Source organism: Virgibacillus dokdonensis (assembly GCF_900166595.1).
Classification (GTDB): Bacteria; Bacillota; Bacilli; order Bacillales; family Amphibacillaceae; genus Virgibacillus; species Virgibacillus dokdonensis.
Map to the genome: position 1 here is coordinate 2,900,667 of NZ_LT745763.1, position 25,939 is coordinate 2,926,605.

At 35.4% G+C, this 25,939-nt stretch carries 29 protein-coding genes and 1 pseudogene; 6 read left to right on the forward strand and 24 right to left on the reverse strand.

Translation table 11 applies throughout. The features are described from left to right. Window positions 1-17: 17 nt before the first annotated feature. The 13 genes from B2C77_RS21450 to B2C77_RS15250 form a co-directional block, all read right to left on the reverse strand. Window positions 18-164, reverse strand: a complete 147-nt coding sequence (locus B2C77_RS21450) for a DUF3954 domain-containing protein (RefSeq protein ID WP_176087342.1) — start codon at window positions 162-164, stop codon at window positions 18-20. Further along, window positions 145-633 (reverse strand): hypothetical protein, encoded by a 489-nt coding sequence (locus tag B2C77_RS15195; RefSeq protein WP_141130741.1) that lies wholly within the window; start codon window positions 631-633, stop codon window positions 145-147. The genes B2C77_RS21450 and B2C77_RS15195 overlap by 20 nt, the downstream gene beginning before the upstream one ends. A 192-nt stretch (window positions 634-825) precedes the next feature. Further along, window positions 826-1,431 (reverse strand): HK97 family phage prohead protease, encoded by a 606-nt coding sequence (locus B2C77_RS15200; RefSeq protein WP_077705500.1) that lies wholly within the window; start codon window positions 1,429-1,431, stop codon window positions 826-828. Continuing rightward, window positions 1,431-2,015: a hypothetical protein gene (locus B2C77_RS15205; RefSeq protein ID WP_077705503.1), complete on the reverse strand. Its 585-nt coding sequence runs from the start codon at window positions 2,013-2,015 to the stop codon at window positions 1,431-1,433. Before B2C77_RS15205 ends, B2C77_RS15200 begins: the two co-directional genes overlap by 1 nt. Before the next feature lie 33 nt (window positions 2,016-2,048). Beyond that, complete coding sequence (locus tag B2C77_RS15210) at window positions 2,049-2,426, reverse strand: hypothetical protein (RefSeq protein WP_077705506.1); 378 nt, start codon at window positions 2,424-2,426, stop codon at window positions 2,049-2,051. A 170-nt stretch (window positions 2,427-2,596) separates the two neighbouring features. After that, window positions 2,597-3,046, reverse strand: coding sequence for a hypothetical protein (locus B2C77_RS15215; protein ID WP_077705509.1), 450 nt, complete (start codon window positions 3,044-3,046; stop codon window positions 2,597-2,599). 58 nt (window positions 3,047-3,104) lie between these two features. Next, on the reverse strand, window positions 3,105-3,293 hold the full coding sequence (locus B2C77_RS15220; RefSeq protein ID WP_077705511.1) for a hypothetical protein: 189 nt from the start codon (window positions 3,291-3,293) through the stop codon (window positions 3,105-3,107). A 701-nt stretch (window positions 3,294-3,994) separates the two neighbouring features. Then, window positions 3,995-6,352, reverse strand: a complete 2,358-nt coding sequence (locus B2C77_RS15225) for a DUF927 domain-containing protein (protein ID WP_077706936.1) — start codon at window positions 6,350-6,352, stop codon at window positions 3,995-3,997. Between the two features lie 148 nt (window positions 6,353-6,500). Further along, a complete protein-coding gene (locus B2C77_RS15230) occupies window positions 6,501-6,737 on the reverse strand; it encodes a helix-turn-helix domain-containing protein (RefSeq protein WP_254843983.1) in 237 nt (78 codons plus the stop codon). Between the two features lie 17 nt (window positions 6,738-6,754). Next, a complete protein-coding gene (locus tag B2C77_RS15235) occupies window positions 6,755-7,351 on the reverse strand; it encodes a hypothetical protein (protein ID WP_077705514.1) in 597 nt (198 codons plus the stop codon). Further along, on the reverse strand, window positions 7,341-7,643 hold the full coding sequence (locus tag B2C77_RS15240) for a hypothetical protein (protein ID WP_077705517.1): 303 nt from the start codon (window positions 7,641-7,643) through the stop codon (window positions 7,341-7,343). The genes B2C77_RS15235 and B2C77_RS15240 overlap by 11 nt, the downstream gene beginning before the upstream one ends. A 117-nt stretch (window positions 7,644-7,760) precedes the next feature. Next, window positions 7,761-8,087, reverse strand: coding sequence for a hypothetical protein (locus B2C77_RS15245; protein ID WP_077705520.1), 327 nt, complete (start codon window positions 8,085-8,087; stop codon window positions 7,761-7,763). 27 nt (window positions 8,088-8,114) lie between these two features. Next, window positions 8,115-8,357 carry a helix-turn-helix transcriptional regulator gene (locus B2C77_RS15250; protein ID WP_077705523.1) on the reverse strand — a complete coding sequence of 81 codons (243 nt, stop codon included), beginning with the start codon at window positions 8,355-8,357 and terminating at the stop codon, window positions 8,115-8,117. A 54-nt stretch (window positions 8,358-8,411) separates the two neighbouring features. On the opposite strand from B2C77_RS15250, the gene B2C77_RS21750 reads away from it, so the two are divergent. Together B2C77_RS21750 and B2C77_RS15260 are read left to right on the forward strand one after the other, a co-directional pair. Next, a complete protein-coding gene (locus B2C77_RS21750) occupies window positions 8,412-9,140 on the forward strand; it encodes a helix-turn-helix domain-containing protein (protein ID WP_176087343.1) in 729 nt (242 codons plus the stop codon). A 36-nt stretch (window positions 9,141-9,176) separates the two neighbouring features. Beyond that, window positions 9,177-10,370 (forward strand): tyrosine-type recombinase/integrase, encoded by a 1,194-nt coding sequence (locus tag B2C77_RS15260; protein ID WP_077705528.1) that lies wholly within the window; start codon window positions 9,177-9,179, stop codon window positions 10,368-10,370. Between the two features lie 525 nt (window positions 10,371-10,895). Here B2C77_RS15260 and B2C77_RS15265 read toward each other — a convergent pair. The 3 genes from B2C77_RS15265 to B2C77_RS15275 all read right to left on the reverse strand — a co-directional run bounded on the left by B2C77_RS15265 (window position 10,896) and on the right by B2C77_RS15275 (window position 15,399). Beyond that, window positions 10,896-12,857 (reverse strand): hydantoinase B/oxoprolinase family protein, encoded by a 1,962-nt coding sequence (locus B2C77_RS15265; RefSeq protein WP_217697390.1) that lies wholly within the window; start codon window positions 12,855-12,857, stop codon window positions 10,896-10,898. Next, window positions 12,857-14,899: a hydantoinase/oxoprolinase family protein gene (locus B2C77_RS15270; protein ID WP_077705531.1), complete on the reverse strand. Its 2,043-nt coding sequence runs from the start codon at window positions 14,897-14,899 to the stop codon at window positions 12,857-12,859. Before B2C77_RS15270 ends, B2C77_RS15265 begins: the two co-directional genes overlap by 1 nt. A gap of 299 nt (window positions 14,900-15,198) precedes the next feature. Next, complete coding sequence (locus B2C77_RS15275) at window positions 15,199-15,399, reverse strand: DUF6366 family protein (protein ID WP_077705534.1); 201 nt, start codon at window positions 15,397-15,399, stop codon at window positions 15,199-15,201. 151 nt (window positions 15,400-15,550) lie between these two features. Between B2C77_RS15275 and B2C77_RS15280 the strand changes: the two genes are divergently transcribed. Beyond that, window positions 15,551-16,243, forward strand: a complete 693-nt coding sequence (locus tag B2C77_RS15280) for a hypothetical protein (RefSeq protein ID WP_077705537.1) — start codon at window positions 15,551-15,553, stop codon at window positions 16,241-16,243. Window positions 16,244-16,336: 93 nt separating this feature from the next. Here B2C77_RS15280 and purU read toward each other — a convergent pair whose 3' ends face one another. The 6 genes from purU to B2C77_RS15310 form a co-directional block, all read right to left on the reverse strand. Then, window positions 16,337-17,236, reverse strand: a complete 900-nt coding sequence (purU, locus tag B2C77_RS15285) for a formyltetrahydrofolate deformylase (protein WP_077705540.1) — start codon at window positions 17,234-17,236, stop codon at window positions 16,337-16,339. Between the two features lie 375 nt (window positions 17,237-17,611). Then, a complete protein-coding gene (locus tag B2C77_RS15290; protein ID WP_077705543.1) occupies window positions 17,612-18,328 on the reverse strand; it encodes a gamma-glutamyl-gamma-aminobutyrate hydrolase family protein in 717 nt (238 codons plus the stop codon). A 523-nt stretch (window positions 18,329-18,851) separates the two neighbouring features. Further along, entirely contained in the window at window positions 18,852-19,619 is a 768-nt protein-coding gene (gene phnE, locus B2C77_RS15295; RefSeq protein WP_077705546.1) for a phosphonate ABC transporter, permease protein PhnE, read from the reverse strand. Then, complete coding sequence (phnE, locus tag B2C77_RS15300; RefSeq protein ID WP_077705548.1) at window positions 19,616-20,416, reverse strand: phosphonate ABC transporter, permease protein PhnE; 801 nt, start codon at window positions 20,414-20,416, stop codon at window positions 19,616-19,618. The genes phnE (B2C77_RS15295) and phnE (B2C77_RS15300) overlap by 4 nt, the downstream gene beginning before the upstream one ends. After that, window positions 20,413-21,183: a phosphonate ABC transporter ATP-binding protein gene (gene phnC, locus B2C77_RS15305; RefSeq protein WP_077705551.1), complete on the reverse strand. Its 771-nt coding sequence runs from the start codon at window positions 21,181-21,183 to the stop codon at window positions 20,413-20,415. Before phnC ends, phnE (B2C77_RS15300) begins: the two co-directional genes overlap by 4 nt. Before the next feature lie 100 nt (window positions 21,184-21,283). Further along, window positions 21,284-22,216: a phosphate/phosphite/phosphonate ABC transporter substrate-binding protein gene (locus B2C77_RS15310; protein ID WP_077705554.1), complete on the reverse strand. Its 933-nt coding sequence runs from the start codon at window positions 22,214-22,216 to the stop codon at window positions 21,284-21,286. 248 nt (window positions 22,217-22,464) lie between these two features. On the opposite strand from B2C77_RS15310, the gene B2C77_RS15315 reads away from it, so the two are divergent. The 3 genes and pseudogenes from B2C77_RS15315 to B2C77_RS15320 all read left to right on the forward strand — a co-directional run bounded on the left by B2C77_RS15315 (window position 22,465) and on the right by B2C77_RS15320 (window position 23,889). After that, window positions 22,465-22,995 carry a tubby C-terminal domain-like protein gene (locus tag B2C77_RS15315; RefSeq protein ID WP_077705557.1) on the forward strand — a complete coding sequence of 177 codons (531 nt, stop codon included), beginning with the start codon at window positions 22,465-22,467 and terminating at the stop codon, window positions 22,993-22,995. A 189-nt stretch (window positions 22,996-23,184) separates the two neighbouring features. After that, window positions 23,185-23,331, forward strand: a complete 147-nt coding sequence (locus B2C77_RS21755) for a hypothetical protein (protein WP_176087344.1) — start codon at window positions 23,185-23,187, stop codon at window positions 23,329-23,331. Between the two features lie 105 nt (window positions 23,332-23,436). Beyond that, a pseudogene (locus B2C77_RS15320) lies at window positions 23,437-23,889 on the forward strand (ASCH domain-containing protein). Between the two features lie 281 nt (window positions 23,890-24,170). Here B2C77_RS15320 and B2C77_RS15325 read toward each other — a convergent pair. Both B2C77_RS15325 and B2C77_RS15330 read right to left on the reverse strand, forming a co-directional pair. Next, window positions 24,171-24,410: a ferredoxin family protein gene (locus B2C77_RS15325; RefSeq protein ID WP_077705560.1), complete on the reverse strand. Its 240-nt coding sequence runs from the start codon at window positions 24,408-24,410 to the stop codon at window positions 24,171-24,173. Window positions 24,411-24,571: 161 nt separating this feature from the next. Then, entirely contained in the window at window positions 24,572-25,768 is a 1,197-nt protein-coding gene (locus B2C77_RS15330; protein WP_077705563.1) for a M20 metallopeptidase family protein, read from the reverse strand. Window positions 25,769-25,939 lie beyond the last annotated feature (171 nt).

Genomic DNA, 25,939 nt, shown 5'->3' on the forward strand with positions numbered 1-25,939 from the left:
TTGTTCCAGTAGCGTATTTATTTTTCTGTAAAGCTAACCTCATAATGAGAAATCTTTCCATCTTGCCATACAATGGTTTGCTTTCCATAACCGCTTTTAGGTTTCGTCACTTTTTCCTCTTTACCATTTCTAATTATATACGTTTCATGATTTTGCTTTTCCACGGAAACGCCCCTTTCTAGCATGTTGGGTTATAGCGTATGCTATTAATTCATTAATCTGCTGAAAAACAGATATAACTGGGAATTGCTTAAAATCTTCAAGCCATATTCTAAGTTTAGGAATTTCTTCATTAGCGTTTTTCGCAAAGATCCAGCAAACATGAAGCAAAGCATAATGATCAACTTTCTTTAGATCTGATGGCGGAGATGTTACGGAATTAATATTATACTTTATAACCACATCATATTTTTTAACATCTTTTAAGAAATCTCTTTTTAATAGTTTTTTATATCTTTCTACAGTATCTTCTGTAGCTTTAAACCGTATTGGTTTTGCATCTATCATAATGACCTTTTCCATATATAATCGCCTGCCTTCTCCCATTTGCTTTAAAAAAAGTTCTCTCATTACTATGCTATTGGAAAAGTCTCCCCTTGCCTCGGCATCCCAAAACCAATTTAAAGCTTGCATGGGGCGGGGGATCTATTTAATATCAATATAGGGGAATTCTTTCTATTTCCGTTCATAATAGCTTAAAAACATATTTATAGTGCTATTTCCTTTTATCTATACCACACCCCTCACGCGTGACCTCACGCATAAAAATTAACCTCCTTCCAACGGTTTCCTTTATGAAAGCGAATTTCAGAGAACAAGGGGGCGTTAAAGCATAGATATTATTTTTAATCTCTCCAACCTCTCTTTTCGTTCTTCTTCTTCAAATTCTTTTAATAATCGTTGTCGAATTGCTTCTTGCTGTTGGTAACTTATAGGCTGATCAACATGAATTTCTGAATCTTCATAAGCAGGTAAAGCTACAGCGCTGATCTCTGTCAACTTAGCTTTATGCACGGTTCGATAACTTAAACCATATTTGGAGTGATCCCATTCATCACCACCTTTTGGTATTCTAAAACCAATACTAATACCTGTTAAATCTCGCCTTCTAACTAATTCAAATAGGTCATTACCTAATGATGTGTCCGGTACATATAACCTAAAATGTAATCCTATACCGTTTTCCTTTAAGGATAAGGTTCCCGCACTTTTACGCCCTAACACTTTAGAACTATCATGAGCCATGAAAAAGAATTGATCATCACGTAGCAAGCTTTCGAGGAAAGCACCTTTACGGATGCTTTCCTTAAATTGCTTGGATCCCCTTTTTAATATGGATGAATAACGATTCCATTTAACGGCATAGCCCGATAACGTTCTTTCATCTTCATTGACATTCGTTGGTGTAATACGAGTTTCGATTGTTCCCATTAGAAAATTCCTCCACCGTGAACAACAGCATTAGGTTTCGTATTAATCTCATATTTTTGTTTATTGAATAGCTGCGCATAACCATTATCAAAAAATTCCGCACGTGGTTGGATCTTTAAACCTTCTACTGTTGACCAATCATAACGATTAGCTAAAGGCCTGACTTGTCCTTTCAATTTCCTATAATCCTCATTTACTTGTTCTATTTCTTCAAGTAGCTGTAAATACTCTTGTTTCTTCGCTTCGATCTTACCCTCTAACTTTTTACCCTTCTTTAACAAATCTTCTTTTTGGTCTGCATATTTATTAATGACATCAATAGCTTGATCTAGCATATTCTCTGGTTTTGAAGGATCTAAACGTTTGATGAAATCCTCAAGGGTGGAAATGCGACTTTTAACATTTTCTTTTTGTTGTTTAACCTTTTCAGCTTGATCAAATTCCAGTTTTGACACATGAGCGCTATAATCATCTTCTAGTCCTTCTAGCTTTTTTTGTTCCTGGGAAAGCTCTTCTTCAAATTTTTCTTTTTGATTTTGTAACTTTTCACCTTCGGCACGATATTTTTTCATTAAATCTTCCATGTTTTCATTCTCCTTTATTTTCGTTTTATATAATTAACTCTTTGAATTTATGAACGATTCAAACCCGTCATCATCATCATTATCTTTATTTGCTAAGTGCCTGTTCATGGCATCAGATAGAACTCGATAATTCGTTTGATTCAATTTAATAAAGTCTTTATATTCCTTAGCCTGTACTCGTTCCCTTTCATAAGGCGGCGTATTAGGAGATTGTGTAAAGAGTTCCGTATAACCATACTCATGCAAGTTTTTTGACAGATCTTCTATCCTAACCTCTAATATCGCTGTATTTAAAATTGTCTTATCCAATACAGCTAACATAGATGGAGATAAATCTTCATATTCTTTTCTAAGTCTTTCGTATTCTTGTTTTATCCTTTCATCTACAGATAAATCTTGTTCAATTGGCATAAAAACACCTCCTTTTTTAGGGTAGGGGGTCACGCGAAATGACCTGTGTATTATTTGTACCTCCATCCAACGGTTTCCAAATAACTAGCACTGTTTATTTTTTAGGAGGGCATAGCTATATCCTTTTTTGAACAATTGTTTTATCGCTTAATATGCTGACTAGCATTTGTTTAAACAACAACTCTTTCTTCTCTTGTTTGTTCATTCCCTTGCTCCCTTTCTTTTATATGTTGTATGTCATTTGCTATTGTTCGAACAACTTCTCTAATCTGTTCACCTAATCCGTTTTTAGAGAAGATCAGATGATTATCCTTCATCAATTTATTAAACAAATGTTGCTGTTCTGCTCCTAATCCTTCTATAGCTTGTTGATAGTAGTTCATGTTCCTTTGTATGCGCACCTTCTGCTTCTCATAATTTGATGATAGAGAAGCTAACTCAATACCTAACGTTTCTGTTGATCTATGGCAATAACCAATATGTCCTAAAGCTAGATCTAGTTGAGGATAGCCACTATATAGAATTTCTTCCCTTCGTTCCTGGTATTGCTCATTTAACACTTGCATTTCTTGCTCTGCATAAATGTATTTTTGTAACTCATACCATTCTGTTAAATCCATTTCCCCACCTCTGCATTTATGTTGGCTTGACTGCTTTTTTCATTGCTTTGTCACCCCTTTAAGATACATCTTCATATTCTGCTTTTTCTTCTAATACTTGTATAATCTCGTTTTTATAAGTAACTAATAAACGCTTTAAATAGTATGGAAGATTAGTTCCGTTATTTACTATTAATCTATCTTCATTTACAGATAGAGAGAAACCAGCTAATTCCGCATAATCTATCAACTTTATAATTCCGATCACGTCATCACATCCTTGTATGAATAATTGGGTATAACTCTAGTTCATTTAAGTGTTTTTTTATAGAGTAACAAGTAAGTAACAAACAGTAACAAGGGGTAACAAGCATTTTATATTCTTGTTACCAAGATCCGCCTTACTCTCACAAGGCTTTTAAGATTTCAGTAACAAAAGTAACAAGTTTAAGAAAAAATATACTTACATATATATTTATTTTTTATTATCATGTTTTTTTCAGTAATCCCATGTATGTTTTATATTTCTTGTTACTATTGTTACTTTTGTTACTCATGACGTTTCAAACGTTGATATATAAGGTTTTTGTAGAGTAACAAACTTCCCTTTTCGTACCTTTTGACTTGTTACCTTTGTTACTATTCGCTAAAAACGTCATCACATCCTTATATGAATAATTACCAAATTACCATTTCAATACTAGATAATTACCTGTCTTTTATTCTTTGGTAATTGCTCTATTAGTTATCAATTCAACGTTTGTATCGTTCAAATTACCAAATTACCATTTTTGATAAAACTATAACTTATATATGATATTGTTTTTTTATTTTTTTTACTTTCTAGTTATATGTTAGTGTGTGGTAATTTGGTAATTTTGGTATTTTACACTTTCTAGCTGTTGTTGCTCTTGGCTTTAATGAATTACCATTTTTTTAACCAATTTGTATTAATGGTAATTTTGGTATTTAATGAGATATCCCAAATTCGAACCCTAGTTCACTTACGTATTTCATATTTACAGGAATAGCCTTATATGTTTTCCTTTTAACAGTAATCGGCTTATAATCTACCTTTTTACCATTCCTTTCACATGGGATTGTAATTCCTCTTTTCATCCATTCCTTACGTATCTGTTTCTCCTCAATTCCTAAATAGTCCTTAACATACGCAATCATTAAATAAAGTTGATTGTTTCTGTAGATAGCCTTATGAATTTGTGGTTCATATTCATAAAAAATATCTTGCCTGCTACTATCCAAATCAGTTAAAATTTCCTCCAGAAACTGCATAGGCTTGTCTATTGCTCTGTTTTCTTCTGCCATTTCATCAAATAAGCGTGATATTGCTTTTAAATCTATATCCATCCCTAGCATTTTGTTCAATATACTTCCCGTAAAATGAATAGCTGCATAATATCCCGCTAAACGACTTAAAACTTCATTCCCTTTTGCTTTATCTATATAATGTTTTCTAAAGTTGTGGTATTCAGGAATTAAGTCTTTCTTTTGTTTTTGCCATGCTTCCAAGAAATCAATTCCAATTGCGCCATAATTGTTTTCCATTCCCTCATACAGTTGTATGATGTTGTCTTGATCTTTTTTTAATGGTTCATCAATTAACGGAATAATTCTAGCTGCCGCACCGCCCTGGTTCTTAGCATATTCATTTAGAGAAACTTCTCCTGTACTTAATAGGATATTGTTCCAGGTGTATTCCCTTTGACTTCCTTTTAAGCTACCTCGCCCTTTTGATCTACCGCCACTAAATTGATAGATAATATCTTTTAAAACTCGTTCATTAGCTTTTCTAGTATCATCAAGCAATAAAGGATAGCTGTTTAAATATGCCGCCTTGCGTTCTATAGAAACTCTTGTGGCGTTCCATTCACTTAACAAGTTCTCATTTCCCCAAACACTAGCTGCCGCTCTTAATGTTGTTGTTTTTCCTTGTGAAGTCGTTCCACTAAGATCAACAATGAATGGCTGTACTCTAAGATCTTTTATAACAATGCTTGCAAAGCTTGCTAATACCATGAAAACAGCTTTTGGGCTTTGTTTAAGTCGTTCAAATACTTCATTTTTCCATGATTCGCTTGTTCCTTTTATTTCAAAGCCTTCATTTATTTGTTTTTCACCTTGATCTATCGCCATAATCTCAACATCATTTGTAAGAATAGGATGAATGAATCTTCCTTTAATGCTTCCTAACCTCTCAACTGCATAATGCTGTTTAATATCGTTTGCTAGTAAATACCGATCAAAATAAGTGATAATCTTCCTAACGTTATTTTCATTAATAGAAAAGCCTCTATCGCTTAGTTCAAGCAATTCTTTTCTAATAGCAATAGTAGAAGCTGGTATGATCTCTTTCACCGTTCTATTACGTTCTTTCCATTGAATTTCATAAAATACTTGTGGCCGTTCCACATTATAAAACTCTTTCGTTATATATGGTGTTTTTCGAGATACAAGCGTTGTAGCTACATTTCCATCCTTATATTCTTTTTCCTCAAACAAAGTGTTCTTAGAGCCTATTTTAAACGGCTTGGGTATTACTATATTTTCTTGTTCACCTTCAATTTGCAATTCAAAACTAACATCACTCTTATTGGAACGGTTATTCTCTTCGCCAACTTTTTTTAAAGCTGAATTAACCTTCTCTCCAATAGATCTAAGGGGAAAATCTTCTTTGTATGGAACAAAGTATTCATAAGCTAATTCCAGGCTTTCTTGCACCTCTTTTTTACTCACACCACAATGCAAAAGCCTTCTTGCTAAGTCATAAAAATCACCATCACGTGAACCATTAGTTTCATATGGATAAGCCATAGGTGAAGCTGTTTTTTGTCCATTCCATACTTTTTTTAAATAATGTGGTGGTTCATCTAGCTGTTCTAAGCTAGTTGATACAATATAACGCCCCTCAGTATTATAAGTTGGAAATACTTCATAACCTGAACCTGCCTTACGTGCATCTGTTGCAATCCCTAATCTATTAACATAACCTTGATACTGAGTAAGTCCTTCCGATTCTCTAAATATAAAATGAAAACCTTTAGGCGTTTTAATAGCGTGGTGATGTACTAACTCACCTTCTAACAAGTCTTTGAGCAACTTCCCCTCTACTTCATCATCCACATCAATTAAATATCTTCCTTTAGGGATAACAGCGCCGATCCAACCGCCTTGTTCTAACCATTTATTTATTTGATCGTCATTTAATGACTGTGTATCTTTCCATTTTCCAGCAGCCTTTTTAGCTGTTTGGTAATCAGTATTTCCCTTGGAATATCCAATTAGCTTAATGATCTTTGCACCAGGCATTAATTCATGAACTTTATCTGTATAACGTGTTGTGATAGCCTGCAAGAAGTTCACCCCCTTTACTTCAAAAAAACTGTATATCAAATGCGATTTATGTTATACTTATGGTAACTATATAATTGCTTATAAGGGCTGGAAACCTAAGCGATTAATATTGGCAAGATTCCCTTTCAAGGTCGGATAACCATTTATCAATGGATTCCTTTTTAAACATGGTTCTTGTCCCTATCTTGATATGAGGAATCTTCTTTTCCCTACATAACTTGTAAACAAAATCTGTACTTAAATCTAAATACACTGCCATTTCTTTCACAGTCATGGTAGTACGTTCAATTGTTGGAAGGTTTTTCATTTCCTTTTGCTTAATAGCTTCTTTTATATTCATTGTTTATTCCCCTTTCGTTATTGGACAACTGCTAAATGCTTGGATTTTGTTTCCTTAATTTTTTCTGGTTTCCCATCTCGAATATACATTGCTTCACCTTTACTGTTTTTAAAGGTATTTGGCGTTTCCATGCCTTGAGAAGCCATAAATTCTTCCATAAGGCTTAAATGTCCTTCCGCTCTTCTTAAAGAACTCATATAACAAAGTAACTCAACTTCAAAGTTCATTACTTCCCCATTCATGTACTCCCATAAAAACTCAGATATGTTTTCACCAATAGGCACATCTTTATCCAGCATTTCGATATACTCTTTTGTATAGAAATAATCTTTCGCTTCAATCTTATAACCTTTGAAGTCTTTATCAATTGGAAATATGTTCGTAAATTCTCTAGGTGTAAGCAATCCCATTGTGCTTTTGATAGCACTAGCTAATTGAAATGCGTCTAATATCTCATTAAATCCTTTTTGCTCTGGTGCGCTGTTTACCATTTTTACACCATATAATACGGTTTTTTTAATATCATCCTTATCTAAGCTAACTTGGTATGCTTTTACCGAATTAATGAATGCTTTTAAGTACAAATAATATTTCTCTTGATCGTTACGCCTCATGTTGTACCTCCTGCTTAATGAATTTTTCGAACAATTGTTGTTTGGTGTTTTTCAACTCATCATTAACCTGGTTTAGGTCATCAACTGTATATTTTAAAAGATCATCCATAAGCCGAATGGTTTGGTGAAACTCTCGAAAAGAAATGCGTAAAGTTTCTATATTCACGTTATCCATATCATCACGTAAATGCCCTATAACTTCCCTTACATCATTTAAAGTGATTACCTTTAAGTTCAAGTCCCCTGTTTGCGACTCTAATTCATGAACAAGTTCATTTAAATTATTTTCCATTCGCTTCATCTCCAATCAATAGATTCGAAATATTTTTTTGGCACTCTTGTATTGCTTCCAACTGCGAATTAAAAAGATAAAAAATTGCGTTTAGCTTTTTTTGGATCTCTCCATGTTTCATAAAAGTGCAGCTGCTTCAGGATGCTGCTGTGTATCGTCTATAAGTTCACCAAAGAATGACATTTGTCCGTCCATTATCTCTAAGCTTGCTTTTATTTCCGTGGCTTGATCCATAATTTTATGGTTTTTATTTTCCATGCTTACCACCTCCTTCTCTTTATTTTCCAACACATGACATTCCATAGTTTTACTAACTTCTTGCTTAGAATAAAATCCTTCGTATGCTTCATGAGCGCAATCTTTTGAACAGAATACAGATCCATTCTTTCCAGCCCGATAATAGCGACTTTGAAGTATACCATTCCCACAGTTAGAACAAATCATTTTATTTCTCCTTCCTTCGCTTACGTTTTAACTATCACGTTCTATAAAGAACTTCTTTTGTAATTCGTGGTTTACATTAATGTCAAAAAAAATATCATATGGATTTTTTTCTAAAACGTCACATATTGCAGATATTGTCTTTTGTGTAGGATTACTTTTTCTATTTTCAACATTACTTACTGTAACCCTACTTAAACCAGATCGCCTTGCAAGTTCAGAAATAGAGATTCCTCGTTCTTGTCTAAATACCTTCAATTTATTGTAATTCATGATTTACACCTCCTTGAGCATAATTATAAAGTATCTCTCTGATTTTTGTCAACCATGATTTACAAAACCTACAACCAAATTATAATAAATATCTTGCTATTTTGTCAACCTCGATTTACAATTGCTTTAGAAAAAGATTTAAAAGGTGGTGACAAAATGAGTCAACTAGGTGAATTTTTAAAAGAACTCAGAGGGAATAAATCAATTCGAGAAGTCGCTAAAGGTATTGGCATCAGCCATACTTATTTAAGCACATTAGAAAAAGGATATGACCCTCGAACAAAAAAAGAAAGAAAACCTACATTCGAAGTCTTAAGTAAATTAGCTAAATACTATAATGTATCAAGTGAAACATTAATGCATAAAGCAGGTTATACTGATTTAGATCCTCTTAAATCATTTGGAGAGAATTTAAAAATATTACGAGGTGAACAACCACTTGAAAAAGTAGCAAAAGAAACAAATATATCTGAGAAGTACTTAAAAAGATTAGAGGAAGGTTTACCAGGGAATCAGAGACCAACTATATCGAATGTTATTAAACTTGCTGAATATTTTAATGTGAGAATATCAAATTTTGCCTTTTTAGCTGGTTATGACGAAACAGACATAGTCAAGGAAAGAGTTGGTATAGACATGGAATCTCCTGCAGATTTAGATATACGATATAGATTGGTCAGACCAGATAAAGATGCATATTACAACGGAATCAAATTAACTGAAGAAGAACGAAATGAAGCTGTATCGATTCTAGATAATCTTTTTAAAACCAAATGTAAATAGACAATTCTAAAAGTTATAGTTGAATAGGGTGATCTTATGGCTGGTAGTGTAAGAAAGCGTGGTAAAAATTCTTGGGAATTATCTGTCAGTCTAGGTTTAGGTGCTGATGGAAAATATATAAGAAAATATAAAAACGTTAAAGCTAAAAACAAAACGGAAGCCAGGAAGCTTCTTACGGCTTTTGAAAATGAAATAAATAGTGGTGAATATATCGAACCAACAAAAATTAAGTTTGCTGCTTTTGTAAACGACTGGCGTAATCTATATGCAAATAAGCATTTTGCAGCTAAAACACTTGAAGCATACAACTATATATTAGATGGCCATATCATACCTGCATTCGGAAATAAGAAACTAGAAACCATTCAACCAATCCATATAACAAAATATCTTGATGACTTGGAAAATGCTCGTAAAGATAAAAAAGAAGGAAAGCTTTCAACTGCTACAATCTACAAACATTATGCAATACTCCGATCTATCTTCAATTACGCTACAAACCATTTACGCATTTTGAAGAAAAATCCCGTATCACTTGTTCCTAAACCTAAAGTTGAAAGCAAAAAATATGAGGTATACACAGATGAAGAAGTGAATGATTTATTTGCTTTACTGGAGAATGAGTTAATTCATTATGGTTTAATGGTAAAAATCGCTATTTTAGGTGGGCTTAGACGCGGTGAAATACTTGGCTTGCTATGGGAAAATGTAAACTTTGACAAGAATACCGTTCAAGTACAATATTCGCTTAACTACACAAAAGATAAAGGATATGAATTGAAAGCACCTAAAAATGGTGAGGAAAGAACTATAACGTTACCTGGCTTCTTAATGAATGAACTAAATGAGTACAGCCATTTACGAAAAAAAGATCAATTACAAGCTTCAGAATTATGGGATGGAGAATACCACGACTTTGTATTTTCTACTCACGAAGTAAAAGAAGGTCAAATTGTGGAGTTTGGAAAGCCTTTTTACCCTGGTAGTGTCTCGAGGTGGTGGACTAGATTTTTAAACCGCACTAAATTTAAAGCAATTCGCTTTCATGATCTACGACACACAGCTGCAACACTTTTAATAAATGAAGGACTTCATGCAAAACATATTTCCTCACGATTAGGTCATGCCGATATTCAAATCACCATGAATACTTATGGCCATTACTTACAAGAAGCCGATCAAAATGCTGCTAATATCTTAGAAAAAAAGTACGGAAAAAAGAACGTTTAAGCACCATGTTTATGGTGTTTTTGTTTGCCTACAATTGCCACAAAAACTGCCAACAAATTTACACAAAAATAATTATAACCTATCAAATTTATCAAATGAAAAATAAGCAGGTAATAACAAAAGCCTGCTATATCAGTACATGCAAAGCCAAAACTGTTATAGTATTTTCAATGTAGCACACTCGTAATGAAGGGGTCGGAGGTTCGAATCCTCTCACCAGCATATTTGGCAAGTATTGATATAATGCTGTTCTTGATAAATTCAAGAGCAGCATTTTTATTTTCAATCTTTTTTTGCCGACCAATCTGCCGACTAAATCTATACTAATTTTGGTGATATTGGATTTATTAGATTACTGTAATAATTAAACATTTTAAGTTAAGACTGATTAAAAAAATGTGCGTAAAGCATATTTTCCGCAAACAAGACATAGCATATTAGCCTTTGTAATTTGCTATGTCTCATTTTTTCCTAACTTAGCTGATATAGATAATACTTATAAAAATCCCACCACAGATGATTTCTCTATTCCCAATAAGCTACTGAGCGCTTGTGAAGCATCTCTCGAAATTGTTGCGTTGTTTTTTCCAAAACAGTGTTTGTTGAAAAATCAATAATTACCCCATATTGACGAATTAAGTCTAATTTCCCTATTACCCCCTCTCTATACTTTATAATTACATTTTGTGGTTCTTCTGTTAGCCACGCCTTTCTATTTTCTCTTATATAATTGCGCTTTCTGCTGGTTTCTTCTTGTAAAATTTCATAATAAACAACATCAGGATCAATTGCCTTGATAACCACGCCATAATCTTTTTCTGCACGAGCAATAGAAACGTAGCCATCTTTAACATCTTCTAATACCGATTGTGGATTACGTTTTAGTGGGTCGCCAAGTCCGCCTCCTCCAGCTGATGGTCTTGTAAATCTATCCCCTTCTTTTAATGAAACATTAGAAAAAAAAGCACCTAAAAATTCTTCTTTATCTGTTTGAGGATTTAACCAATTTCCGTGCGGGTTTGACGGCAAACCGCCAAAGATCCCCCATGTAACTGATCTTGAACGGTCACAACATACAGACATAACAGCGTCTTGAATCGCCGTTAGTGTTCCCCCTTTCTCAACTCCACACCCTCCGCGATATTCACCGGGTCCTCCAGAATCAGTCATAATTTTATGATAAGATGTAATCACAGGGGTTAAACGCTCTTGACCTTCACAAGGTTGCACACTCAACCCCGCTCCAAAGACTGGTGACATAGCATTCGCCCCATCTTTACTTATACGACCACCGTGGCCACCGACCATCCAGTCATACCACATAAAAAATTGATTATATCCTTCTCTTTGATCCCATCCTCCAATTAATAAATACTCTAAATTAAAAGAACATGCTAGCGCTTTTTCCGGCATAATATGTGACCACAACTCAAAGCAAGCATTCATAATTTTCTCAAATGGTCCTGAACAAAAACCAGATACAGCCACTGGCCAATCTGCATGAACAACGGAACCTTTTGGTAAACTTGCTTCTATAACGCGATAGAAGCCAGAGTTTAATGGTATATCAGGAAAAAACGTTTTCGTCCCAGCATATAGACCCGAAAGTGAGGAACCAAAAGTTGCATTCAAAAAACAACCAATAGTGGAATGTGTCCCATCCAAATCATAAACAATTTGATCATCTTTAATAGATAATTTTACTTTAATAGGAATCATTCCGTCTCCAAAATCTGGATCCATATCGATATAATCTATTGTTTCCCATGTTCCGTTTGGAAGCTGCTTTAATTTCTCTCTGGTTAATCGTTCTACATAGTTTTGAACTTCAGCAAATGCTAATAATACTTTATCTATTGTATATTTATCTATTAATCTGAGAAGCTCTTTTTCCGCTACTTTTGTTGCTTCTACCTGAGAACGTAAATCTCCAAACCGTTCTTCTGGCACCCGCATATTGCTCACAATAAGATTAGCTACATCTTTCAAATAGTTACCCTTACTCCAAATTCGAGTTGGAGGTATGCGAACACCTTCTCCAAAATGAGCTTTAGAGCTAACATCAAAAGATCCAGGCATACCTCCACCAACATCAGCCCAGTGACCATTTGACTGGATAAATGCAATCAGTGTTTTCCGGTAGAAAACCGGTCTTATCACCCTAACATCACTAAAATGAGTCCCCCCACGATAAGGATCATTAATGAGAAATACGTCCCCGGGGTGAATATCCTCTTGAAAATATTCAATAATTGCTTTTGCAGTTAAATGTAAAGTGCCTACATGAACAGCGATATCCTGCGTACCTTGCATTACAATATTCCCATTAGCGTCACATAATGCAGAACTGAAATCTCGATTATATATAACAAACGAATAACACGTTCGTATTATCTGTTCCGACATCTGATCAACTAAATTAATAAAACTATTCTTTAACACTTCAAATGTTACTGGATCTAAAGAATTGTTTTTCATCACTTCCATCACGCTCCCCCTATATTCACATGAATAATTATATTTTTATACTCATCAACGGTAGCGGTAAACTGTGGCGGAATAATAATTGTCGTATCTAACTGTTCGACAATTGCAGGTCCATGTATAAAGCTATCTACTGGGAGAAGTGACCGTTTATATATTGGTGTACGAACTAAACCATCTTCTTCCTTAAAATAAACATGACGATATTTCTTTAAAGCATTTTCTAAATTCCCTGAAGGCTCCTCTTTTGCTAGTTCTGGTTTAGGTACTGTCCCAATAGCCTCAACACGTAATCCATAAATTTCTACCTTTTGATCTGGATTCGAGAAGGCGAATGCCCGCTCATGTTCTTGGTGAAACTTGTCTAAAGCACTACTTAAAGAAACGATTGGACGATTGACAGTGACAGCTAGCGACCTCCATTGACCGGAGTAACGCATTTCCAAATGCCGAATCAATTGCATGTTTTGTACGGAGACCTTTTCCTTTTTTAATAACTCTATTCCCTTTTGCTCTAATTTAGCAAATGCCTTATTTAAATCTTCTTGATCCACATCTTCCATATTGGCTACATAAGTTTGGGTTATATCGTGGCGGTAATCAACAAGTAAACAGCCGTATGCAGCTGCAACACCAGGATAGGTGGGTATAATAACATGAGGAATATGCAGTTCTTTTGCTAGATAAGCGCTATGCAGTCCTCCTGCTCCACCAAAAGCAACTAATACGAAGTCTCTTGGGTCATAGCCCTTTCTAACCGAAATAAGACGAAGCGCATCACTCATGTTAGCATTAGCTACATTTAATATCGCGTCTGCGGCTTCCAGAGAAGTATAGCCAAACGTTTCACATATTGGTTGCAGCGATTGAAGCGCTTGTTCTTTTTTTAACTGCATCTCGCCATTTAATAGGGAGTTGCTGAGCCGACCTAATATCAAATTCGCATCGGTGTTTGTAGGCTGTGTTCCACCTTTCCCATAACTTGCAGGGCCAGGAAATGAACCAGCACTCTCTGGACCATTTCTCAGAGAACCACCTGCATCAATCCAAGCTAAACTCCCTCCCCCTGCACCAATCGTCATCAGTTCAATACTTGGAAATCCTATTGGATACCCATACTCGATATACCATTCTTTTGTCATTTTCAAATTTCCATCATAAACTAAAGAAATATCCGTACTTGTTCCGCCCATATCTAATCCAATGGCACTCTTATACCCGCATAAACTTGCAATATGCTTAGTTGCAATTGCTCCAGCAGCAATACCCGAACTCGCAAGTCGTCCCGCGTATTTTGGTACATTTTCCGAAGTAATCACACCACCTCCAGAATGCATAATTAAAATTTCTCCTTTATACCCCTTTTCACCTAATTTACTTTCCAATGTCTTCATATAATTGGTTATTTTTGGGCCAAGAACAGCATTAATTACTGTTGTACTCATCCGCTCATGTTCAAAAATTTCTGGAAGAATATCACTTGAAATAGTGATGAAAACATCTGGTAGTTGCTCTTGTAATATTTCCTTTGTTACACGTTCATTTTCCCCATTGATATAAGCATTTAAAAAACAAACGGCAATGGCTTCTACCCCTCTTTTTTTCAGCTTGTGTGCTAATGCTTTTACTTCCTGCTCATTTACATCAACAAGGATATCACCAGCGTAATCCGTTCTTTCTGTAATTTCAAAACGATCTCTTCTTTTGATATATGGCTGGGCAACATCGTTATACGCATCCCATAAATCCAATTTTGTACCTCTACGTATTTCTATTGCATCACGAAATCCTTTCGTAGTAATTAGTGCCGTATTAGGAAGTTTCCGTTCTATTAAAGCATTAGTCCCTGCAGTCGTACCGTGCGAAAAAACCTTGATCTCTTCAAAAGGTATATTAACCTTTTTCAGCCCTTGTATGACACCAATATCAGGATTTGCAGGAGTAGATGACGTTTTCTCTACAGAAATCTTCTTATTAATTTCATCAAATACAAACACATCTGTGAACGTCCCACCCACATCAACAGCAACTCTTAAATTCCCCATATTTCTCCTCCAATGCTTTAGAAAGCCTTTGTTTTTCTTATCCTATAAACCAAAAAACTCACATTTCCCTAAAATATTTAAAACCAGTTATACAGACAGAGAAAATCCATCAATATAACTGGTTTTAATCTAGGGTTTGCTCAACCGAAAAAAGAGAGTCAATTAGATTTGGCAGTTAATTAAATTTAGGTACTTAAAATACGAATTATTCTTTATTTAAAAAATATTTTAACAAATAATCTTGCAATTGTCACGTTTTTTTAATTGGCTTAAAATATGTGCTTCCTAAAGATGTCTGTTTAAAATATAAAGACAGACACGATGAATAAGCCTATTGCTATCGCAATAACGAATAGTAAACTACCTTTCCACCCTAAAGCACCTACTAAATCTGACAAAACACTTCCATGAATACTACTTGAAGGATTATTTAATTCCTCTTGTCTCATTCTTTCCCTTTTTCTTTCAGGAGTTTCCTTACCCTCTCCGTCTTTTTTCATTAAGTACTTCCTCCCTTCCTAATTCAACATGTACAAGGTAGAATCTTCTCTAAGCCAATGGAAAGAAGTATTTTTTGCTGATCATATTAGCTAACAAATTTATACAACCGCTTCCTTTTTTATGGTACTATTACGTGGAGGAGGAATTCATATGGCTATAATCAGTACATTATTAGGTACAATCGCATCATTGGGGATCATTGCTGGCATTATCTTACTAATCATGGGTGCTATTAAAAAGAAAAAATACAGAGGCGGCTTGATAACACTCGTTTCCATCGTTTTATTTAGCATAGCATCCTTTATGATGCCTGACGAGTTGAAAGAAAAGTATGCAAACCAAGAACAAAGCAAAGCCGAAACCACGGATAAAGATAAACGAGTAATTGATGATGATTACGATGACGACGAATACGACGATGATAAACGCAAAAAGAAAACCAACGCGCTTTCTTCTCAACAGAAAAAAACGATAAAAGCAGTACAAAATTTCCCTACTTTTACGAAAGAATACAAAAAATTAAGCCGTAGTACACAAAAGAAAACATGGGATAAGCATTTATCTGGAAAAAAAGTAACTTGGAAAGGTTACGTGATGGAAGCCAAAGGAAAAAAGGTATACGTTTGGGGAGGAAACAGATACAACGGGCAAAAATGGTCTAAAGTTAAATCAAGTAAGAAAAATGAGGCTTACCAAGTGTTTCTTGCCGATTTTGGAAGAAGTACTCCAAAGAAAGCATTGAAGCCTGGGGATAAAGTAACAATAAAAGGTACATTGATGTCCAGCGGTGACCCGAAACAAAATATGCATTGGAAACTACATAACGCCAAAATTGGGTATTAGAAAAACCTAGCTATCGGCAAAATCTTATGACGATAGCTAAGCTTTTCTTATATTATTGTTTTCCTATAGGGAAAGGAGACAAGTTTCCTTTCACTAAAACACGATCGTTTTATTTTGATGCACAATGATCCGATCCTCCAGATGCCATTTGACAGCACGTGATAGAACAACCCTCTCGATCGCTTGTCCAATCTTCTTCATTTTCGCAATATCATCTCTATGGTCTACTCTACCGATATCTTGCTCAATAATCGGACCTTCATCCAGATCATTGGTTACATAATGAGAGGTCGCTCCAATCATTTTTACACCGCGTTCATAAGCACGTTCATATGGCTTTGCACCAACAAAAGCTGGTAAAAAAGAATGATGGATATTAATGATTCTGTTCTCATAATTTTTAACAAAGTCACTTGTTAATATTTGCATATAGCGCGCAAGCACAATAACATCGACCTCGTAATCTTTCAGCAATTGAAGTTGCTTTTCCTCTACTTGTTTGCGAATATCTTTATTTGCTGGAATGTAATAAAAAGGAATTCCCAGCGACTCAACTGTTTCTCTAGCTGTTTCATGATTGCTAATAACAAGAGCGATATTCGCCATAAGACCACCGCTTTGATATTCCCACAACAATTCCATTAAACAATGCGGTTCATTAGAGACAAAAATCGCTACATTTTTCAATTGACTAACATAAACGAATTGCCAATTCATCGCAAATTGTTCGCCAATAGGTTGAAATGCCTGCTCAATTTGCTCTGCCTTTTCACCTAATTGCGGACAATAAAATTCAATCCGCATAAAAAACTGACCGCCGTCAGGATTCAATGTATATTGATCAGAAGTAATAATATTTGCTCCGTTTCGATATAAAAAATCAGAAACAGTGGCTACTATTCCAGGCTGATCTGGGCATTTAATTAACAGACGTGCCTTGTTTTCATTTTCAATTTTAAAATATTCAATACTTTTCTTCATGAAGTGATTCATAGTTAATACCTCAATCATTTATTTTTACATAATACAATATGCTATTTTAAGAAATGAGTCAATACTATTTCTTTCTATCACTTATAGATTTCATGCAAATAACTTGTCACTATTGAAAAGATCTTTTACAATATTTATTGTTCTTATATATGGAGAAGTACCCAAGTCTGGCTGAAGGGGGCGAAATGCGCTAGAGCGTGTATGCGCCTTGTTGGTTCAAATCCCACCTTCTCCGTTTGATATTCACATGTTAAAAATACCAACAATTATTTGTTAAGTTGCATATATACTACCTCCATCGAGATGAGCTTCCCTCCTTCTTTTAAGTCCTATTTCTACAATAGCCATTAAGCTTACCAAAATGCATGAATGATGTTAGCTTCTTTCCCTGCAAGCTTCTATAAACGCATGAAAAATATTTTTAGAGACAGCATCTTCTTCTATCGCTAAGTTTTCCGGATGCCACTGAACTCCTAATAAGAAAGACTCTTCTCTGCTTTCTATTGCTTCAACGACGCCATCACTTGCCATACCACAAATTTGCATACCCTCTCCAAGCTTTCGGTTAGCCTGATGATGCCTACTATTCACTTTTATTTTTTCCATACCGGCAATTTCTCGTAATACGGAGTCCTCTTTCACGTGAACATAATGAGAAGCATGACCATCGGGAGCATGTTGCTTATGCTGTAACAATTCCCCTTCCATTTGTGCATAAATATCTTGGTACATATCGCCGCCTAAGGCAATATTTAAAATCTGACACCCTCTACAAACTCCTAATATGGGTTTTTGGTGCTTTTGTATTTCTTGTATTAATGCAACTTCGTATTGATCACGTATCGGATTAATTTCCCCTAACTTCGGATGCGGTTCTTCAACAAATAATGTAGGGTCGATACTATTGCCCCCTGTTAAATATAACCCGTCAATTAAACTGGCAATTTGTCTTATTTGCGTTTCTGAAGGTACAAAAGGAAGAATTATTGGGGTGCCTCCCGCTCCCTCAATTGCTGTAATATTAGCAATACTTACAAAATGCATATTCGATGCGTTTTCTACAGATGGCGTTACTCCAATAACTGGCTTCATTGAAAACACACTCCCTAGAGAGAATTTTCTGTCTATAAACCTGACTTCTAATTAGTATACGGATAATTTGAGCAAGTTGCCACATGTTAATAAAAATATTTCTTATTCCTTATAAAAAGAAATATTTCTATGTATTTTTCGTTCAACTGCATAAAATGAAGCTTCAATCAGTGAGGGGGCTTTCATCCCCCCACGAATTGTTGTTCTAAAGCCATTATCTCCCTCTTATACTTTCCTAGTACACATCTTTTCTAATGCTAACATCACCTTATATCCAGAATAAAGACATAGCCACAAAGCGACCTTTTTAGAGAAATAGGAAAGTATAAAAATTTGCTACTATAGGACAAAGAAATAACGTAATAGCGACGTCCGGTTCCATTGCCAGCAACTAGGCAACTTCACGAAATCGACCTACGATAAGTCACCATCGGTTCGTACCTCACCGTGGTTCCTTTATCTCAGTCGCTTCGTTCCAGTTGCTACATTGCTAAACGGGCGCTTGCGCCTTTGTTCAAGACATTTAAATGAAACGTGCTCTTAATTTTCCTGAAATCATATCAATTACCGTTACCATCAAAATAATCCCTAACAAAATAATCCCTACTCTTTCCCAATCTCTAACACTTAAAGCGAAAATAAGCGGTGTTCCTATTCCTCCAGCGCCAATGACACCTAAAACTGCCGCGGCACGTACATTTACTTCAAAGCGATACAATATGAACGAGAAAAAGTTTGGTAATACTTGTGGTACAATGGCAAAAATAAAGGTCTTTACTGGATTTGCTCCAGAGGATATTAATGCTTCTTTGGCACTTAAATCTACATGATCCATACTTTCTGAAATTAGCTTTCCTAACATACCAACAGCACCAATACCTAAAGCTAGAACACCTGCAAAGGCTCCTGGTCCTACTGCTTTAATAAATAATAAGGCAAGTACAATATCAGGGAACACACGAATAAAACTTAACATAAACTTACTTGTTCCAACAGTAGCCTTAGACTTAATAACATTTTTTGAAGCTAAAAAAGCAAATGGAATACAAAGAATACCAGCAATAAATGTTCCTAGCAAAGCAATAGCTAGTGTATCTAACAACCCACGAAGTAAATCCTCTCCATCGGGGTCATACACATAACCCCAATCAGGTTGAAACAGACCAGAAACAATAGCAGAAACCACTTCAACAGATGTATCCTTCCATTCTAATTTCGGTAGACCAACAAAAGCCCAGATGTATATAGCTGAAACGATGGCAACAATTGCAATCAAACGAATTCGCTTCATGTTAATTTCTCCCTTATTCTTGTTGACAAATAATCAATAATTAAAACAACTACTAATGTATAAATAATAATGGAAGCTGTTTTCCCATAGTCAAGAAATCCAAGTGTTTGTTCATAATATAGACCAATACCCCCAGCTCCCACCAAACCAAGCACTGCTGCCGCACGGATATTAATTTCGAATGTGTATAGAAAGAACGACATAAATGATGCCATTATTTGCGGGACGACACCATAAAAAATCCATTTTAATTTATTTGCACCAACTGCGGTCATTGCCTCCAGTGGTCCAGGGTCTATTGCTTCAATCGATTCATAAAAAAGCTTAGCAATAATACCAATAGAAAAAAACATGAGCGCAAAAATACCTGGTATAGGTCCAATACCAAACACGGCAACAAATAAGGCAGCTAATAACAACTCAGGTATCGTACGAATTAAATTTAAAACAAACCTGGCTGATGTTGTAATCCATGCAGAGCTGAAAACATTCCGCGCTGCCAAAATTGATAACGGGAATGCGATTAAACCACCAAGCGTTGTTCCAACTACCGCCATACGAATGGTTTCTAAAATCGGCTGTGTGATAACCGAAAAATAATCCCAATTCGGCGGCACCAATTGAACAATAAGATCCCACATATTCGGCAATCCACGAAGTAACTCTGTAAATGAAAATTCAATTTGCCAACCTCCCCAAAGCAGTAACACTGCTATGAAGACTGTTGTAAAAAAAGGCTTTAGCTTAGATGGAGGAACAGGTATTACTAGCGACTGGTTAAACTGTGATTCTTTCATTTTGCAACTCCTATCTGTTCTGCCACTAATTCATGGTTTCCATAAATAGTTGCAAAAACTTCTTCTGTTGCTTCATTAGCTTTTCCATCAAATACTATTTTCCCTTTATTTAAACCAATAATTCGACTAGCATATTTTCTAGCCAGATCAACAGAATGCAAATTAACTACCATTGTAATATTTAATTCTTGATTAATTCGCAGCAAGTCATCCATTACTTGCTTCGTTGTAATTGGATCTAAAGAAGCTACTGGTTCATCCGCTAAAATAACTTTAGCCTCTTGCGCTAACGCACGAGCAATGGAAACCCTTTGCTGCTGTCCTCCAGATAGTTGATCCGCACGAATATAGGCTTTTTCTGCTATATTTACACGGTTTAATGCATTCATAGCAAGTTCTTTATCTTGCTTAGAGAATAAACCTAGTATCATTTTTAATGTCGAATGATAACCGACTCGCCCAGATAAAACATTTCTCATGACGCTGGATCGACGTACGAGGTTAAAGTTTTGAAAGATCATCCCAATGTCTCGTCGAATTCGATACAATTCGTTTCCTTTTGCTTCAGAAATCGAATTTCCGTTAACTGTTATTTCTCCTTCACTTATTTCATGCAGACGATTAATGGAACGGAGGAGCGTAGATTTCCCTGCACCAGATAACCCTACTATAACGACAAATTCCCCCTCCTTAATTTGTAAATCAATATCATCTAATCCTTTTGTACCATTGGAATATACTTTAGAAACATTTCTTAATTCTATCAAGGTTTCCCCTACTTTCTATTGAAGTAAAAGGAGGCTGTTCGCGATTGGCGAGCAGCCTTCTTTGTAATTTATTGTAGTCACAGAAACGCAGTCTGTAAGATTATTTTTCTACTTCTTTACTTACCTTTTCTTCATATTCTCTCACAATATCAAAATTGCTATCTTGTGATTCTACGTATCCTTCATGAGAATAAATATCACGAATGATTTGCTGACCTTCCTCGTCTTTTCCAATAGCAATAAAAGCATCCGTAATAGCTTTCTTCATTTCATCATTAATTTCAGGACGAATCGCTACGGTATCATTCGGAATTGGTTCCGTAAATTCAATAATTCGTGTTTCTTCAAAAACATCTTCATAGTCACTAGCAACGACATTACGAGCATCTTGAAACGTTACAGCTGCGTCTATGTCACCATTTAACAAAGAAATCACCGCTTGATCATGCCCTTTTAATGTTACTGGCTCCACATCGTTCAAAGGATGAATACCAGCCTCTAGTAATGTAGCTGCTGGCCAAACGAAGCCTGCTGAAGATGTTACATTTTGATAACCAATTTTCTTTCCTTTTAAATCTTCAACAGACTCAATATCAGAATCTTCATTGACAATAAAGATAGAATTATATGAATCCACTAATTCTTCTGTTGGGGAACCATCATCATTTACACCATAACGCTGCGCTTGCAACATGACATCGCCTGAACCTTTTTCTTGTGCAAGTACATAGGCGGTTGGTGGTAAAAATCCAACATCCACTTGTTCTGAATCCATAGCTTCTATGATCGTGTTATAATCCGTAGATACACTTACTTCAACAGGAATATCTAATTCTTCACTAAGTAATTCTTCCAAAGGCTTTGCTTTCGCCTCTAGTGTATCTGCATTTTGTGAAGGAACAAATTGCACAGAGAGCTCGTCTAATTTTTCTTCACCTTTTTTTGCTTGTGCATTATCCGCATCATCCCCACAAGCAGAGAGAAATCCAATTGAAAGTAATAAAGATAGTCCTACGTATTTTGCTTTTTTCAAGCCCGTTCCCTCCTAATAGATGTAATCTTCAAGTGCTTTTCACCGAAAAAAACCACTTCTCTTTCCCTTTCTAATGATTGTTATGTATAAAGTTTTGATTTCGCTGAGCACTCTTCCCCTATTCTACAAAACAATTATTTGGCTAGTATTAATTACATGTAAACTTTACGTAATTTCTTTAAAGCCATATAATAATTCGAAACCTTAACTATGCTAATTCGTATATTTATAAATAAGGGGGAACACAAATGAAAACCTACCATTTACAAGCTCCTATTTATTTTTCAGCAAAAAAATCCATACCTATAACCATTGATCAAGAAGAGGTCGGATACATTCGCAAAACAACTGCTAATACACTTGAAAAAGATCGTGTTTTTACCTATACAAGCTATGATGAGGAAAAATATTATGTTCTTGGAATAAAGAAAAATGGTTGGAAACGCCTCGTATTAACCGAGTATCAGCTACAAACTAATTCTAAAAAGTATCATTTCAAAGATAAATTAGGGAGTAACATACTTTATTTTTGTGTTATGGGGGAGGTAGAAAATCATCAAATTCTAATCGAGGAAAATTGGGCTGGAGATTTAGAAATAAAGTTTAATCATAATAAAGTTGCCAAGATTAAAGTTGCATCCCTTAGCTTGAAAACAACCTTTCAGTTTGAGGACACTGTGGAAGAAAATAGTCCTTTATTCGCACTCACCATTCTTATGTATTTCATGTTCAAAATATATAAAGATGAAAATAATTGGATAGAAGGACTACTTGAATGAATGTTAATATTTTTCATGAAATGATACTTTTAATCACTTCTTCGCGAACACTTCCAGCACATTTCTCTTCCTCATTACTCCCTATCCTGCATCACTGCTAATTTGCGCCTCATTTACTTTTTCCTTTTATATTCATGATATAATGGATAATACACTTATACATCATGGATAAAAAGGAGTTATAAATTAATGAAGGTGAAAATGAACGTTCAAACTGTCTACCACGGAGACTTACTACGTGCAGGAAAAGTATACGACGTAGATGACGAAACAGCGAAGCGTTGGATTGCCAGTAAATTAGCTGAAAAGGCAGAAGATCAATCAGTTAAGCGATAGGATTTAATATAATAAAGTGAAATTTTCATCACTGGGTGGCTTTCTTTCACCCCCCACTAATAATTAGAAAACCAATCTGTGATTTTGTTGCTGGAGGGAAAAGGAATGAACAACATATCGAAAACCTATTGGGATAATTTTTGGAATGCTAGACGTGAAGAAAAACCAACAGCTGTAACCGCTTGGCAATTTGACGATGACCCAGACGACTATTTGGCTCAACTGGTTATCGATGGTCTAAAAACAGCTCTGGGCAAATATTTTATGAATCGGAAAATGAACCAATTCATACTGTCCAAGACTATAGCATTATTTTAAATAGCAATGAGGAGCCACTAGCAATTATTAAAACCATCGACGTACAAATAATGCCTATGAATGAAGTTCCAGAAGATTTCGCTACCGCAGAGGAAGAAGGAAATAGAACATATCAATACTGGAAAGATACGCAATGAAAAGTTCTTAAAACAGGAACTTAGGAATGTAGGTCTTGCATATTCAGAAGATATGATGTTGGTATGTGAACGTTTTACATTAAATGATGTCAAGCAGAAGTAAAAGGCTCTAGAAAACTTAGCTTGCTTTTAATCGTTTTAAAAAAACTTAGCATCACCCAGTCTTTATGGCGATGGAGCGCCATCGTTTTGCTTATGCTATTAACTAGAAATTTAATACTTTCCTATAGTAGAAAAAACGAAACGCACCTCCAATTGTTAACTGATGTTCAACGATGGGAGGTGCAATCTATAGACAAGTATTTTTACCACCTAAAAGACATTTCTTTTATTTAAAAGGTAGTATACAAATGTATTTTTCGTTTTCTTCTTTAAATTACAACGTCATTTATTCGCAAAAAATTCTTCTGCTTTTTCTAGAAAGACTTCTTGATCAGCAGTTAGATCGTATTCTTCTTCAATGGCATCTACAGGGCATACTGCTTTACAAGCGCCACAATCAATGCAAATATCTGGATCAATATAAAATTGATCAGGACCTTCTTCTATACAATCAACAGGGCAAACGCTAACACATTCCCCTGACTTCTCGCCTCGGCAAGGATCTAAAATAACAAAAGCCATCTATATTAACCTCCCTTATATCATTAAACCAAGCTTACTTCTTATTTAATGATACATGAGAACATGATTGCAAGTAAACAGCTTTGAAAAAAAACTTTAAATTCAATACGTGAAACGGATCAACCTACTCCAATTGCACACCCCATTATTGTTTCCTATTTTTATGTTTCTTTTTCAAAAGCATGCAACGTATCTATCGCTAACTGCGCTAAAAAGGATGTTCCGATAGGTAAAGCACGTTCATTTATTTGAAAGCGCGCATCATGTAGGGAAGCTTGTTTATTAGTTTCGTCTAATTGAGTACCTAACCAAATAAATGCACCAGGATAACTTTCTAAAAAGCGACTAAAATCTTCACCAGCTAAAGACGGATTTATTTCTGGTGTATCTAGATTTAATTCGTTAGCTGTTTCCCTTGCTAGACTGGCCCATTTTGGTATATTAATCGTAGCAGGATAACCATCTTGATACGTAATATCTACTTTCACTTCAAAAGCTTCTGCAATTTGTTTCGTAATAGTGAAAAAACGTTCCTTCAGGCGAGCTCGTATAAAAGGCTCATAGGTACGAATAGAACCTTCCGCTTTTACTTGATTTGGAATAATATTCGCTGCCTCGCCTCCCGTTATTTTGCTTATCGTTACAACGGATGCCTCCAAAGGATCTAGACTTCTACTAACAATGGTTTGCAAACTGGTGATAACATGGCCTAAAGTTACCATCACGTCCGTGGTTTGATGAGGCATGCTTGCATGCCCGCCAACCCCAGTAAGCGTGATTTCAAATTTATCCGAAGCGCCCATCATTTCTTTATTTCTTACACCAATTTGCCCAACAGGCAAATCCGGCCATACATGTTGACCGTAAATTACATCTGGAACATATTCAGAGAAAATACCCTCATCCATTAATCGCTGGGCTCCTCCTTCTGGCGCATCTTCTTCAGCGGGCTGAAATACGAGCAATACCGTTCCATTAAATTCATGACGTAATTGTTGCAACACATAACCCGCTCCTAACAACATAGCCATATGCGCATCATGACCACAAGCATGCATTTTATTTTTGTATGTTGAACGGTAAGCGTGGTCGACTAATTCCTGAATAGGCAATGCATCCATATCAGCACGAAGCGCCACGGTTTTTCCTGATGACTTACCATGAATAATACCTAATACACCATGTGTTGCGTATCCGGTTTCAAAAGGGATTTCAAACTGCCGTAATTTTTCTTGAATAAAAGCTGAAGTTCCAATTTCTTCGTTGCTTAACTCCGGATATTGATGGAAATATCTACGTATGAATTCCACTTCTTTCTCTATCTTTTTCACCTCATAAGCTATATTCGATTTTTTCATTATTCCCTCCATCATACAAACATTGTGATAATACTTTATTTTAGTATAATTTCTCTTTTTTAAAAAATTTCATTTTGAGTGATATTTTATAGATGGTTTAACAGCTGTTTATTACGTTTAGAGCATGCTGGATGTTGACTATTGAAGTAGTTCAATTCAACAATAGCATGA